Raw genomic sequence first — 13,503 nt, 5'->3', positions numbered from 1 at the left:
ACACCAAAATAGGTTAAAAAAACTTGAAAATGTGGTAAAATAATAAAGACTGTTTAAAACAAGAAATTTATAAAATAAAAAGATAAGGAGATAAATTTATGGTTATTCAATGGTTTCCAGGTCATATGGCTAAGGCAACAAGAGAAGTTAAAGAAAAGCTTAAATTAGTAGATATAGTTTTTGAATTAGTAGATGCACGTTGCCCACTTTCTTCACATAATATGTACCTAGATGAAGTTGTTAAAGACAAGAAGAAAATAATTATATTTAATAAAATTGATCTATGTGATAGAGCTGAGACAGCAAAGTGGAAAAGTTATTTTGAAAATAAAGGATATACAGTAGTGTATACAGATGCAAAAAATAGTAATAACTTAAACAAGGTAATAGATAAAGCGAAAGAAGAACTTGCAGAAAAAATTGCACGTCAAGTAGCTAAGGGAATTAAACCAAGAGCAATTAGATCAATGGTAATAGGGGTTCCTAACGTTGGAAAATCAACATTTATTAATAAACTTATTAAGAAAAATGTTGCTAATACAGCTAATAAACCTGGTGTTACAAAAAAACAACAATGGTTAAAATTAAATAAAGATATAGAATTATTAGATACACCGGGAATTCTTATGCCTAAGTTTGATAATCAAGAAATTGGTAAAAAATTAAGTTTGATTGGTTCTATAAAAGACGATATTACACCACTTGATGATGTTAGTTTATATTTAATAGAATTATTAAAAAATAATTACTTAGAGAATTTAAATAATCTTTATAAAATAAACGTTACAAGTGAAGATGAAAATGTGTTTATTATGGAAAAAGTAGCTGAAAAAAGATTTAAAAAAATTGGTGGAGATTACGATTACGATTCAACCATAAAATTATTAATTCAAGATTTTAGAACACAAAAATTTGGACTTATTACATTAGATAACTATAGTAATTTATTAGAAAATGAGGAACAAAATGAAAATTAGTGAAGTAAAGGAACTCTTAAATCAAGATAATATTTCCGAAGAAATACTTAATGAATTAAAAAAAGATGAGAGAAGTGGAGTTCAAAAATTACTTGTAAGCTATGCGAAGAAGCAAGAAAAAAAACTTTTTTATAAAAAAGAGTATGAAAAAAAATCATTTTACGAAAATAAATGTTATAATAATGGATGTAAGTATATTTGCGGGATAGATGAAGTAGGGAGAGGACCGCTTGCAGGACCAGTAGTGGCTGCAGCGGTAATCTTAAAGCAAGATAGCTATTTCGAAGGATTAAATGATTCAAAAAAATTATCAGAAAAAAAACGTGAAGAACTATATGAACAGATAAAAAAAGAAGCTGTTGCATATGCAATTTGTGAAGTGGATAATATTGAGATTGAAAAATATAATATTTACAATGCAGCTCGTATAGCGATGCAAAGAGCAGTAGAAAAATTAGAAGTTAAACCAGATTTTTTACTTATTGATGCTATGCCGTTTGAGAATTATCCAATACCGAATTTTAGCATGGTAAAAGGTGATGAGAAGAGCGTATCTATTGCAGCTGCTTCAGTAATAGCAAAAGTATATCGTGATAATTTAATGAAAGAATATGCAAAAAAATACCCACATTATGATTTTGAAAATAATGCAGGATATGGAACAAAAAAACATTTAGAAGGTTTAAAAGAATATGGAGTAACACCAATCCATAGAAGAGACTTTGAACCTATAAAATCAATGATACAAGGAGGAAAAAATGAGTAACAATAGTGGAATAAGTATTTCTAAAAATTTACAGAAAAATAATAACAATAAAAAAAATATTGGTAACCGCTCGAAGATTAAAAATAAAGTTGTTGCAAAAGAACAAACTAACAATTCTAAACAAGTAGTAAAGAAAATTAACAGTGTAAACCAAGCTAAATCTCAAAAAAATAAAGCAAAAAAATTAGCAAAAATTCGCATTACTCCATTAGGAGGGGTGGAAGAAGTAGCGAAAAATATGTATATGGTTGAAATCGGAGATGAGATCTTTGTTCTTGATGCAGGATTAATGTTCCCTGAAACAGAGATGATAGGTATTGATGCAGTTATACCTGATATAAGTTACCTAGTCCGTAATAAACAAAAAATTAAAGGGATTTTCTTATCAAATGGACACGTAAGTTCAATGGGAGCTGTACCATATATTATTGATAAATTAAAATGCCCAGTTTATGGTTCTAAATTAACAATTGATTTATTAAAAAATCATCTTAAACAACTAGGGATTAAGAGAAGAATCAAGTTTTACTATGTAAAAGATAATAATAAGTATGATTTTAATAATGCTAGTGTTACATTCTTCAAGACTACGTACTCAATGCCGGATTCTTTAGGTATCTGTATTGAAACTAGTCAAGGAAATATTGTTTATACTGGTGAGTTTAAATTCGACCAATCGGTAAGCAAAGAATATAAATCTGATATCGTAAAAATTAGTACATTAGGTCAAAAAGGTGTTCTTGCTCTATTAAGTGATTCAAGTAACGCTAATGTTAAAGGATATAACGTTCCTGAAAATGAAGCGGCAGAACAAATTGATAATGCATTTTATCAAGCGAACAAGCGCATTATTGTGACTTGTTATGCTTCTAACTTCCTAACAATTTCTCATATTGTAAGAGCAGCATTAGCACAAAATAGAAAGATTTTACTTTTAGGTCAAGCTATTGAGGCATCTATCAATACTGCTAGAAATATGAATTATTTACAAATTGAAGATAGTAATTTAATTTCAGTAGAAGAATTAAAAGATTATCCACAAAATGAAGTGTGTATCCTTTCTTCAGGTGATCAAGGGGAACCAATAGAGGCTATGAAAAATATTGCTGAGAAGAAAATTGATGGAATTCAAATTGAATCAGGCGATACAATCATGATTGCTGCAACACCGTCTCCTAATATGGAAGTTATGTTATTCCAAACATTAAACTTATTAGTTAAACTTGGGGCGAATGTTGTTACAGCTTCTAAACGTCTTCACGCTGCTAGCCATGCAACAAAAGAAGAGTTAAAAATGATGTTAAATATGCTTATGCCAAAACACTTTATTCCGGTTCAAGGAGAATTTAGAAATCTTCGTAAGCATGCAGAAATCGCAGCTGAAACAGGAGTTGTAGCTGAAAATATTCATATTTTAGCTAAAGGAACAACTTTAGAATTAAGTGGAAATAAATCTAAGACATTACAAAACAATGTTCCAGTAGGTAATATTCTAGTCGATGGACGTGGTATTGGGGATGTTGAGGATAGTGTATTAAAAGATAGAAAACTTTTATCAAATGATGGTATCTTTGTAGCATCGTATGCAATCAGTAAAAAAGAGAAAGCTCTAGTAGGAAGACCGGTTATTCAAACAAAAGGTTTTGTATATGTTAAGAAGAGTATGGAGTTAATTAAAGAAGCAGAAGAAAAAATTATCGAATACTTAGAGAATAATCCTATTAAGAGTATTAGAGAATGTGCAGCCGTGAAAGCTGAAATAAGAAGTATGCTTTCAAGTTTACTATATGATAATACTAAGAGAAAACCAATAATAATTATTAACTTTTCATTAATTTAGTAATGAAACATAACGGGAAATAGAAATGAGGAACAACTCAAATAGCTTTTATATAAAGTCTATTTTGAATTGCTCCTTGTTGTTCCCGTTTTTAGTCTATATAAAAGAGGTGAAAAAATGTCAAAAGTTATTGCTCATATTGATATGAATTGCTTCTATGCAAGTGTTGAAGAAAAGTATAATCCTGAATTAAAAGGTAAACCTTTAGCAATTGCAGGTGAAGTTAAAACTAGGCATGGGATAATTGTAACCTCTAACTATGAAGCTAGAAATTTAGGAATTAAGACGACTATGAGAGTTGGAGATGCTAGAAAGTTATGTCCTAATATAAAAATACTTCGTCCCGATATGGCTAAATATCAACAGGAGTCCAAGATGATTTTTGATCTGGTACGAGAATATACAGATAAGATTGAGATTGTTTCTGTTGACGAAGCATATATAGATTTAAGTGATTTTTCTGAACCAATAAAGGTAATAGCTATTATTCAAAGAAGAATATACAAACAATTAGGTATGCCTTCATCAGTCGGTGTTTCTTTTAATAAATTTTTCGCAAAGATGGGATCTAATCTAAAAAAACCTCTTGGATTTTCAATTATTAATAAGAAAAATTATAAAGACATATTATGGAATCTTGATATAGGAGAAATGCATGGTTGCGGTAAAGCATCTACCAAGAAATTAAAAAATATTGGAATTAATACAATTGGTGATGTGGCTGAGGCTAATGAGGTGATTCTTCATAGTCTTTTAGGCGTTCAAGGTTTAAGACTGAAGAATAAAGCAAATGGAGAAGGTAATTCTGAACTGAAATATACTGTTGATAGAAAATCCATTGGTAATTCAAAAACATTTACCAACGATTTAATAGATGAAGATGATATTTTAAAAGAAATCAAAAAATTAAGTGAAAAGGTTAGTTCAAGAGTGCAAATGCGTAATTATGTAGGGAATAATATTTCAATAATGGTGAGATTTAGTGATTTTAAAACAATTACTAGATCTAGGAAGATACCAGAATTTATCTCTGATTCTAATGATATTTTTAATTATGCATGGGAATTACTACTTGAACATTATGATTTCACACAAGGAGTAAGATTGCTAGGTGTATCGTTAAATGATATTAAAAAAGCAAAAGAACTAAAGGTTCAGCTTGATATTTTTGATAAAAAAGATTATAAAGAAGAAGAGAAACTTAGAAAACTTTCTAAGAAATTAAAAGCAGAGTTCGGTGATACAATAATAACCGATTTTGAAAATTTTGATAAAAAAGATAAGTCGATTATTACGACAAGTTTTAGTAAAGATTTTTTAGATTAATAAAGGAGATAGAATGTTAGCAATTAATAAGAGATTACAATTAGTAGCTGAATATGTAGAAAACAGAAGATTAGCTGATATTGGAAGTGATCATGCCTATTTACCAATTTATTTAGCTAAGAATAATAAAATTGATTATGCTGTAGCGGGAGAAATAGTAGAAGGGCCGCATAAAGTTTCTATAAAAAATGTTAGAGAAGAAGGCTTAGTTGGAACTATCGATTGTCGAAAAGCTGCAGGTTTGGATGCTATTGAGTTAAGTGATAATATCGAAGTAATAACAATTTGTGGTATGGGTGGAAAGCTAATCGCAGATATTTTAGAAAAAGGTAAAGAGAAGTTGGCGAATAGACCAAATTTAGTACTTCAGCCAAATGTTGGAGAAAATTTCGTTAGAGAAAAACTACAAGAATTAGGTTATGAGATAACAGCAGAAAATATTATTGAAGAAGATGGTCACATTTATGAGATTATCGTTGCGAAACCTGGTGTTATGGAATTAACAGAAGATGAAATTAATTTTGGTAAGTATTTATTAACAGAAAAAAATGAATTGTTCGTAAAAAAACAAAAACAAGAACTTTCAAAAATTGAGTATATTTTGAATCAATTAGAAAAGGCAAATGAAGTTCAGGAGAATAAAGTAGCTGAATTTAAAAATAAATATAAAAAAATATTAGAAATTATTTCTTAATATTTTTATAAGGAGGGGAAAGTATGCTGCAATCTTTGCATGATGAAAGAGAAGCTAAAAAGTTATTAAATTTTAGCGTAAAAATCGCTAAGAGTATGTTGTCATATGGAGCAGAAGTATATAGGGTTGAAGATACAGTTAATAGAATTTACAAATCATTTGATAATATTAAGGCGGCAAATAGTTTAGTTACATATAATTTTGTTATTGTATCTTTTATATATAATGATAATACATATACAGCCATGCGTAGGGTTGTTTTGGGAGATCGTGATTTAGAAAAGATTGCACTACTAAATGATATTTCTAGAAAAATGGTAATGGGTGGTTGTACTTTAGATTATGCATTTAAAAAAATGAAGGAAATCAAGGCTAGGAAAAGATATTCGGCAACGTCTGTTATTGCTGCTCTGACATTATCAGGTCCATTCTTTGCAATAATGTTTGGAGGAACATTTAAGGACAGTCTATTCGCGTTTTTAATAATGGCTATTCAGGCTGCGTTTCTAACATTAACCGCAAAATATAAGCTTACATCCTTTGTAAGTAATTTCCTAGGGGCATTCATCGCGACTGTTTTGGTAATGTTATTAAATAAGATTTTCTTAATACACAATCCATTTAGTATTATTATTATGAGTTTGATGCCTCTTGTTCCTGGAGTTCAGGTTACAAATGCTGTCCGTGACTTTATGGCTGGTGATTACCTTTCGGGGATGATAGGAATTCAGGCAGCAATTTTCGTATCAACAGCTATTGCACTCGGTGTAGTTATGGGATTAAAATTGGTATAAGGAGAAATTTATGGAGAATAATGTTTTTATACAATTTATTGCGGGTTTTGTGGTTAGTATAGCTTTTGCAATTTTCTTTAATGCACCGAGAAAATCATTGTTTATGTGTGGTGTTATTGGAGCTGTTGGTTGGTTAGTTCAGGTAGTAACAAATTTATTGTTAGCTGATGTAGTAGTAAGCAGTTTTCTTGGAGCAGTTTGTGTAGGGGTTCTTTCTACTAATGCATCAAGAATATTAAAATTGCCAGCAACTATATTTATTTATACGGGTATGGTACCTTTAGTTCCAGGTTATGGTATGTATAATACGATGCAAAATATTGTAACTAAGAATTATGGAATTGCGTCTAAGGTGGGTATTGAAACAATACTTCAAGCTGGAGCAATCGCTATGGGAATATTACTTGCTTCAGTCTTTTCAGCTTCAATTCAGAGGGTGAAAATACAAAGAAAACGATAAAAGTGATATAATATAATTAAAACTTTTAGAAGGAGATTTAGACAAATGGAATATATTTTATATTTTGCAGAAAGTTGTCCAGATACAGCACCGTTCAAAGAAAAATTATCAGAATTAGGAATTACATATAAAGAAGTAGAAGTAATGACTTCATTAAGAAATTTTAAAGAATTTCTATATGTCAGAGATACATATTCACAATTTGAAGGAATAAGAGGTAATATGAAAATCGGTATTCCTTGTTTAGTTGTTAATGAAAATGAATGTATCTTGGATCTTGATGAATTAGTTAAGCTAAAAAAATAAATTATTAATAAACTCTAAATTAAGTTAGTATAATTAATTAAAAACTTTCTTAGTCTGGAGTTTATTTTAGAATTTTTATTTATTTCTTGCTTTTTATTTTTAAATTTGATATAATTAAAAAATGCTAGGTGGGGAGTTAGCGGTGCCCTGTACTTGCAATCCGCTTTAGCAAGACCGAATACCGAGATGCGGGTAGAATAGGGAATGTCGAGTTTAACACGTAATGTTGAGACTAAGGCACCTTACGACGCAATACTTATGAACCATGTCAGGTCCGGAAGGAAGCAGCATTAAGTAAGTCTATTGTGGGTGTAAGTTTTTGTCGAGGTTGAGTTGTCGATTAAACTAACGGTTTTTTAATCTATTCAAGTCTCGGTTGCATATAGTATAAATCGATGATATCTAAAAGTAAATTCGCTTTTGGATTTTTTTTGTGTTTTGAAAAAATAAAATTATGTAAATAATAGGAGGGCTTATGTATCAAGGAAAAAACTTTTCTGAAAGAGCAAGTATTTTTATTAAATTACTATTGCCTGTTTTAGTTTATCAAGTAATTTCATATTCATCTGGGATGATTGGAACGTTTATGGCGGGACATTATAGTCCTACAGATTTAGCCGGTGTAAGTATGGGTGTTAATATTTGGAATCCAATTATGTATACTTTAAATGCGATAGTCTTAGCGTTAATCCCAATAGTTTCGCAGTTGATTGGTAAAAATAAAGAGGAAGAAATACCTACAGTTGTTAGACAGTTTCTGTACATAGCTGTAATAATTAGTATTATCTTAATTATTGGACTAAATACTTTAGCAACACCGATAGTAGATCGATTAGGTATGGATAGTAATATTGCAGAAATAACTAAGAACTATTTATTTTACGAAAGTTTTGGGGTGCTATCGATCTTCTTATATGTAGTTTTACGCTCGTTTATAGATAGTTTAGGGTTAACAAGATTATCAATGATAATGATGATAGTATCTGTACCTGTAAATGTATTCTTTGCTTATAGTTTCATTTTTGGAAAGTTTGGTATGCCTGAGCTTGGTGGTGCAGGAAATGCAGTAGCTGTTTCAGTGACGTATACAGTACTATTTTTCATTGCATTATTTATAGTTTTAACAAATCCTAAAATCAATAAGTATAAAATATTTGAAAAAGAAAAAATTAAATTTGAAAAGTGGGGAGAAATCTTTAAGCTAGGAATTCCAATAGCTTTAGCTACAGCACTTGAGACGGTTGTTTTTTCAACGTTATCTTTAATGGTGTCACGTTTTGATACGACAGTTATTGCGTCCCATCAAGCGGCATTAAATTTCTCCGGATTTTTATATACATTACCAGTTAGTGTTGCAAATGCTGCAACAATTATAATAGCATTCCATGTAGGAGCAAAAGACTATAAAATGGCAACAGAGTATACAAAACTAACGGTAATAATGGGGATGATATTTTCTAGTATAGCAGGATTAATAGTGTTCTTCTTCGATACAAAAATCCCGTATCTTTATACTAATGATAGTGGAGTAATCACTTTAACGGCAGAATTATTATTATTCGCAATTGGTTTTGCTATCTGCGACTCATTTGCCTCAGCATTAGCAGGAGTTCTACGTGGATATAAAAAAGTAGTACCAATATGTGTTGTAATGTTTATAGGGTATTATTTAGTAGGAATCCCTACAGCTTACTATTTTGTTTTTAAACAAGGTATTGGGATAGAAGGTCTATGGATAGGATGGATAATTGGTCTAGCTGCCTATGCCTTAGGTGTATTATTCTATTATCTATATATGAGACGAGGAATTAGTAAAAAAATTAACTTAGCTAAATAATAAAAAGATTTTGTAGTAAATGTAAATACTACAAAATCTTTTTTATTTTCACTTGTATAATCACTTGACTAATATTTTAGAAAACTATATAATGTGATTATCAAAACTAGATAAGAAGGAGGCAAGGATTTGAACAAAGTATATCCGAAGTGGTCTGAGTTACCAAATATTGACTTATATTTAGATCAAGTGTTATTATACGTAAATCAATTAGATAGCTCCTCAATTGTAGATGATGATAAAGGTTTAACATCCGCAATGATAAATAATTATGTTAAAAATGGTCATCTGGATAAACCGATTAAGAAAAAATATAATCGAAAACAATTAGCAAGATTAATAGTTATCACATGTTTAAAAAATGTATTTTCAATTCAAGAAATTAGTAAGACAATAAATAGTTTAACTTTAGAAGGTAGTTCTGAAGAAATGTACGATAACTTTGTTATGTGTATGAATGGAGAAAAAAGAGACGGACTAGCAGATGTAATAGTTGCAGCTTGTGATACTGTAAGATTATATAAAAAAACCCATGATTTAGTAGAAAAATTAAAATAAATACACTTGGAGGTAAATGATGGAGTGGAAGATTGTAGTTGATACTGCATGCGATTTTAGAGAGATCCCTAATAAAGCTGAAAATGTTACTTATGAGAGAGTGCCATTTTCATTGCAAATTGAGGATAAGGTATATGTAGATACTTTAGATCTAGATATTGATGAAATGATGAGAGAAATGTATGCTAGTTCAGAAGCAGCAAGATCAGCTTGCCCAAGTCCAGAGGCATATCTATCAGCATATAGAGGTGCAGAAAATGTAATAGTTTTAACTTTGACTGGTGGCATGTCAGGAAGTTATAATAGTGCAGTAATTGGCGAAAAAATGTTAAAAGAAGAAAATGAGAATGTTAATATTCATATTGTAAATACTCTTTCAGCAGGAGGGCAAAATGACTTATTTCTTCTTAAGATAAATGAACTAATTAAAGAAGGATTATCTTTCGATGAAGTAGTCTCAAAAATGAATGAGTACCAAAAAAATACAAAACTTATTTTTTCTCTAGAAAAAGTAGATAATCTGGTGAAGAATGGACGTTTATCTAAACTTGCTGCTGCCGTTGTAGGATTATTAAATATGCGTATGGTAGGAGAGGCGAGTAATGAAGGGACTCTACATTTACTACATAAAGTAAGAGGAGAGAAAAAAGCTATTTCAACAGTAGTTGATGAGATGATTAAGGCTGGATATAAAGGCGGAAGAGTTGTAATTACTCATAGAAATAATGAAAATATATGTAAAAAAATAGAAGAAAAATTAAAAGAAAGATTCTCTGATGTAGAATTTATAACTGTGCCTACTTCTGGGATTTGTAGTTTCTATGGAGAAGAAGGTGGAATGCTTTTAGGCTATGAAATATAGAATGTCTATTCAAATAAAATAATAAAAAAGGAAAAGTGATTACTCTGTGTAAAGCACTTCTCCTTTTTTTATTGATTTTAACTAACTCTGTTTAGCTCTTTTTTTACTTCTACGCAGCTTCCCAATTAAAAATCCAGTTCCTTGCCCACAAAGGCTGAAGAATATATATCCTAAACCATATATAAGAATATCAAAGTTTAAAATAATTAAACAAGATATAATGTAAAAAATTCCTATAATAAATGAGAAAATATAGCTAAAGTCTTCTTTATTATATGCATATAGAAATGATATTAGAAAACTAATAACAGGGTATAGGATAATTAGTAGTAATATTATCATACCTGATCTATTCGATATAAAATAAGAACACAGAGGGAGTATTATAAATAAAAAGAAAGAAAAAATTAAATATGGTACTTTTTCTAAAAATTTCTTCATCATCTGCCTCCTAATTATAGTGTTATTCTATCATATATTTAATTAAAAAACAATAAACAAATATACGCAATGAAAGCTATAAAATTGAAACCGTTTTTCAAATGTGATATGATTATTATATTAACAAATGAGAGGGGAACAATAATAATGAAATTTTTTATTGATACAGCCAATGTAGAAGATATTAGAAATGCTAATGAATTAGGGGTGGTTTGTGGAGTTACTACTAATCCATCTTTAATCGCTAAAGAAGGACGTGATTTCAAAGAAGTTATTAAGGAGATTGCTTCAATCGTAGATGGACCAATAAGTGGAGAAGTTAAAGCGACGACTACTGATTGGAAAGATATGGTAGAAGAAGCTAGAGAAATTGCTAAAATTCATCCTAATATGGTGGTTAAAATTCCTATGACAGAAGACGGTCTAAAGGCAGTTAATGTACTGAAAAAAGAGGGTATTAAAACAAATGTTACATTAATCTTTAGTCCAACTCAAGCTTTACTAGCTGCAAGAGCAGGAGCAACTTATGTATCTCCATTTTTAGGTAGATTAGATGATATTGCTCATAATGGACTATTATTAATTGAAGAAATAGTAGAAATTTTTGCGAATAATGATATTGATACACAAATTATTGCAGCGAGTGTTAGAAATCCAATTCACGTTACAGAATGTGCTAAATTAGGATGTGACATTGCTACTGTTCCATATAATGTAATTAAACAAATGGTTAAACACCCTTTAACTGATATCGGTATTGAAAAATTCAAACAAGATTATTATAAAGTATTTGGTGAATAATCAGTAGAGGGCTTTTACGTCAAAAATATTTTTCTTTAAAAAAATTTAAAAATTTTGTATTTTATACTAGAAATATTTATAAAGTAATGTTATAATATATTTTGTTGTATGAAAAAGTTGTTAAGATTAAATTTTATAGGAGGTTATATTAATGCGCGTAAATGTAACATTAGCTTGTACAGAATGTGGTGACAGAAACTACATTACTAAAAAGAACAAAAGAAATAATCCAGACCGTATTGAACTTAAAAAATACTGTCCAAGATTAAAAAAAGTGACTTTACACAGAGAAACTAAATAATAAAGTTAGAGAAGCCTTAAAGTATCAACGTTTAAGGCTTTTTGTTTTGCCTTTTGACAATGTTTTGACAATGTAATTATTATAAAGCCATAAACTTAGCAAATTTATCAGCCATATTATCTCTTTGTTTTTCTGTTACGTGAGCATAAATACTCATTGTTGTTTTTAAGTCAGAGTAACCTAATCTATCTTGTACTTCTTGAATAGTAAAGCCACTTTCAAAAAGTAAACTACAATGTGTATGTCTAAAACCATGTACTTTTATTAGTTTAAATTCATTCTTCTTACATATACGTTTTAAATTAGCATTCATAAAATTAAGGTATAAATAAGAGTTTGTTATCTCTTCAGTAAAACAAGGTTGATGTTTCTTTATTCTAGTACCTATCATTAAAAATCTTTCCCTTTGTTTGAGTTTCCAACGTTTTAAAATATTAGCGGTTTGCTCATCAATGCTAATACTTCTTATACTACTTTTGCTTTTTGGAGTTTGAACAACTACCTTTTTATCAGTATTCAATGCTAGTGTTTTATTAACAGTAATCATATTGTTTGTAAAATCAATATCATCCCAGTTAAGAGCCTGTAACTCACCTTTACGAATACCAGTATATGCTAATAACCTAAACATTGCAGTTAGTTTTATATCCTGTTCACTCTCAACTAATTCAAGAAATTGTTTTAATTCTTCTTTAGAGTAATATTTATCCTTATCATCTGAAGTAATATCATCTTTTTTCTTAGGTAATAATACATCTTTCATAGGGTTGCTGTAAATAACTTTCATCTTAACAGCATAATCTAAAATCATGCTACCATAGATCTTTATTTTTTTAAGAACAGCAAGTGAAAAACTCTTGCTGTAATTGTTAATGATTTTTTGGCAATAAGGTAGAGTAAGTTTTTTTAATTGCATATTTTCTAATTTATCAAGTAGTAAATTAAAGATGTGTTGATTAACAAGTAAAGTACTTTCTTTAATGGTATGTTGGTAACCCTCGTACCATAATTCATATATTTCTTTAAATGTTGTAACATCTGTATTTAATAAACCATTATTAGCTATTTCAGTTTTAATCTTAGCTTCACAAAGTAGAGCTTCTTTTTTAGTTTTAAAACCACTTCTAGTGGTATATCTATCTTTTCCAGTGATCTCATCTTTTCCAAGATAAATATGTACTGTATAATACTTCTTTCCGTCTGATTTTTTTGTATATTGTTTAATCATTTTTATCATTTCCTTTCTATCTAGCACATATCAAAGAAATTAATAAATGATTAGGTAAAAATCACATCATATAATGGACGTGGTAAGACTTTTAAAGGTTAGGTAAAGTAATTTACACCCTTTGATAATCAGAACGTTTAAAAGTCGTTTAAATGCTTTGTAATTTTAAGTAATTACATGAAACATTGATAAAACAGCATTTATATGGTATAATAGGTATATATTCTTTAATAAAGAAACTATGTATTAAATCATTTTATATAATTTTCATTTTTATTAAATCCTAAAAGCACTGGTAATTTTACTAGTGCT

15 protein-coding genes and 1 other RNA gene are annotated in these 13,503 nt (G+C 29.3%); 14 read left to right on the top strand and 2 right to left on the bottom strand.

The features are described from left to right. Positions 1–98 precede the first annotated feature (98 nt). From ylqF to O3801_RS06265, 12 genes are all read left to right on the top strand, one after another. On the top strand, positions 99–977 hold the full coding sequence (gene ylqF, locus O3801_RS06320) for a ribosome biogenesis GTPase YlqF (protein ID WP_371454430.1): 879 nt from the start codon (positions 99–101) through the stop codon (positions 975–977). Beyond that, the gene (locus O3801_RS06315) at positions 967–1,743 is read left to right on the top strand and encodes a ribonuclease HII (protein WP_371454429.1); all 777 of its coding nucleotides are present in this window, start codon (positions 967–969) and stop codon (positions 1,741–1,743) included. Before ylqF ends, O3801_RS06315 begins: the two co-directional genes overlap by 11 nt. Beyond that, on the top strand, positions 1,736–3,583 hold the full coding sequence (locus tag O3801_RS06310; RefSeq protein WP_371454428.1) for a ribonuclease J: 1,848 nt from the start codon (positions 1,736–1,738) through the stop codon (positions 3,581–3,583). The genes O3801_RS06315 and O3801_RS06310 overlap by 8 nt, the downstream gene beginning before the upstream one ends. 117 nt (positions 3,584–3,700) lie before the next feature. Beyond that, positions 3,701–4,909 carry a DNA polymerase IV gene (locus O3801_RS06305; RefSeq protein ID WP_371454427.1) on the top strand — a complete coding sequence of 403 codons (1,209 nt, stop codon included), beginning with the start codon at positions 3,701–3,703 and terminating at the stop codon, positions 4,907–4,909. Positions 4,910–4,922: 13 nt separating this feature from the next. Next, entirely contained in the window at positions 4,923–5,603 is a 681-nt protein-coding gene (locus O3801_RS06300) for a tRNA (adenine(22)-N(1))-methyltransferase (RefSeq protein ID WP_371454426.1), read from the top strand. Positions 5,604–5,626: 23 nt separating this feature from the next. Then, a complete protein-coding gene (locus tag O3801_RS06295; RefSeq protein WP_294683129.1) occupies positions 5,627–6,397 on the top strand; it encodes a threonine/serine exporter family protein in 771 nt (256 codons plus the stop codon). 10 nt (positions 6,398–6,407) lie between these two features. Then, positions 6,408–6,857: a threonine/serine exporter family protein gene (locus O3801_RS06290; protein ID WP_294683130.1), complete on the top strand. Its 450-nt coding sequence runs from the start codon at positions 6,408–6,410 to the stop codon at positions 6,855–6,857. A gap of 45 nt (positions 6,858–6,902) precedes the next feature. Next, the gene (locus O3801_RS06285) at positions 6,903–7,163 is read left to right on the top strand and encodes a hypothetical protein (RefSeq protein ID WP_294683131.1); all 261 of its coding nucleotides are present in this window, start codon (positions 6,903–6,905) and stop codon (positions 7,161–7,163) included. Positions 7,164–7,282: 119 nt separating this feature from the next. Beyond that, positions 7,283–7,547: signal recognition particle sRNA large type (gene ffs, locus O3801_RS06280), an RNA gene on the top strand. Positions 7,548–7,638: 91 nt separating this feature from the next. Then, positions 7,639–9,000, top strand: a complete 1,362-nt coding sequence (locus O3801_RS06275; RefSeq protein ID WP_294683132.1) for an MATE family efflux transporter — start codon at positions 7,639–7,641, stop codon at positions 8,998–9,000. A gap of 129 nt (positions 9,001–9,129) precedes the next feature. Continuing rightward, entirely contained in the window at positions 9,130–9,558 is a 429-nt protein-coding gene (locus tag O3801_RS06270; RefSeq protein WP_294683133.1) for a DUF1836 domain-containing protein, read from the top strand. Between the two features lie 19 nt (positions 9,559–9,577). Further along, positions 9,578–10,420 carry a DegV family protein gene (locus O3801_RS06265; protein ID WP_294683134.1) on the top strand — a complete coding sequence of 281 codons (843 nt, stop codon included), beginning with the start codon at positions 9,578–9,580 and terminating at the stop codon, positions 10,418–10,420. Positions 10,421–10,501: 81 nt separating this feature from the next. On the opposite strand, the gene O3801_RS06260 is transcribed toward O3801_RS06265, so the two are convergent. Next, positions 10,502–10,861, bottom strand: coding sequence for a hypothetical protein (locus O3801_RS06260; protein ID WP_294683135.1), 360 nt, complete (start codon positions 10,859–10,861; stop codon positions 10,502–10,504). A 147-nt stretch (positions 10,862–11,008) separates the two neighbouring features. On the opposite strand from O3801_RS06260, the gene fsa reads away from it, so the two are divergent. Together fsa and rpmG are read left to right on the top strand one after the other, a co-directional pair. Continuing rightward, positions 11,009–11,662, top strand: coding sequence for a fructose-6-phosphate aldolase (gene fsa, locus O3801_RS06255; protein ID WP_371454425.1), 654 nt, complete (start codon positions 11,009–11,011; stop codon positions 11,660–11,662). 151 nt (positions 11,663–11,813) lie between these two features. Continuing rightward, positions 11,814–11,963 (top strand): 50S ribosomal protein L33, encoded by a 150-nt coding sequence (gene rpmG, locus O3801_RS06250; protein ID WP_003145675.1) that lies wholly within the window; start codon positions 11,814–11,816, stop codon positions 11,961–11,963. Between the two features lie 79 nt (positions 11,964–12,042). Here the strand turns inward: rpmG and O3801_RS06245 are convergent, their stop codons facing one another. Beyond that, positions 12,043–13,191 (bottom strand): site-specific integrase, encoded by a 1,149-nt coding sequence (locus O3801_RS06245; RefSeq protein ID WP_371454424.1) that lies wholly within the window; start codon positions 13,189–13,191, stop codon positions 12,043–12,045. Between the last annotated feature and the right edge of the window lie 312 nt (positions 13,192–13,503).

The organism is Gemella sp. 27098_8_149 (assembly GCF_041433745.1).
Taxonomy (GTDB): Bacteria; Bacillota; Bacilli; order Staphylococcales; family Gemellaceae; genus Gemella.
This window is presented reverse-complemented; position numbering and strand designations above follow the sequence as displayed.

Coding starts and splice junctions, on each gene's coding strand:
- ylqF (WP_371454430.1), top strand. CDS start 99: ATGGTTATTCAATGGTTTCCAGGTCATATGGCTAAGGCAACAAGAGAA.
- O3801_RS06315 (WP_371454429.1), top strand. CDS start 967: ATGAAAATTAGTGAAGTAAAGGAACTCTTAAATCAAGATAATATTTCC.
- O3801_RS06310 (WP_371454428.1), top strand. CDS start 1,736: ATGAGTAACAATAGTGGAATAAGTATTTCTAAAAATTTACAGAAAAAT.
- O3801_RS06305 (WP_371454427.1), top strand. CDS start 3,701: ATGTCAAAAGTTATTGCTCATATTGATATGAATTGCTTCTATGCAAGT.
- O3801_RS06300 (WP_371454426.1), top strand. CDS start 4,923: ATGTTAGCAATTAATAAGAGATTACAATTAGTAGCTGAATATGTAGAA.
- O3801_RS06295 (WP_294683129.1), top strand. CDS start 5,627: ATGCTGCAATCTTTGCATGATGAAAGAGAAGCTAAAAAGTTATTAAAT.
- O3801_RS06290 (WP_294683130.1), top strand. CDS start 6,408: ATGGAGAATAATGTTTTTATACAATTTATTGCGGGTTTTGTGGTTAGT.
- O3801_RS06285 (WP_294683131.1), top strand. CDS start 6,903: ATGGAATATATTTTATATTTTGCAGAAAGTTGTCCAGATACAGCACCG.
- O3801_RS06275 (WP_294683132.1), top strand. CDS start 7,639: ATGTATCAAGGAAAAAACTTTTCTGAAAGAGCAAGTATTTTTATTAAA.
- O3801_RS06265 (WP_294683134.1), top strand. CDS start 9,578: ATGGAGTGGAAGATTGTAGTTGATACTGCATGCGATTTTAGAGAGATC.
- O3801_RS06260 (WP_294683135.1), bottom strand. CDS start 10,861: ATGAAGAAATTTTTAGAAAAAGTACCATATTTAATTTTTTCTTTCTTT.
- fsa (WP_371454425.1), top strand. CDS start 11,009: ATGAAATTTTTTATTGATACAGCCAATGTAGAAGATATTAGAAATGCT.
- rpmG (WP_003145675.1), top strand. CDS start 11,814: ATGCGCGTAAATGTAACATTAGCTTGTACAGAATGTGGTGACAGAAAC.
- O3801_RS06245 (WP_371454424.1), bottom strand. CDS start 13,191: ATGATTAAACAATATACAAAAAAATCAGACGGAAAGAAGTATTATACA.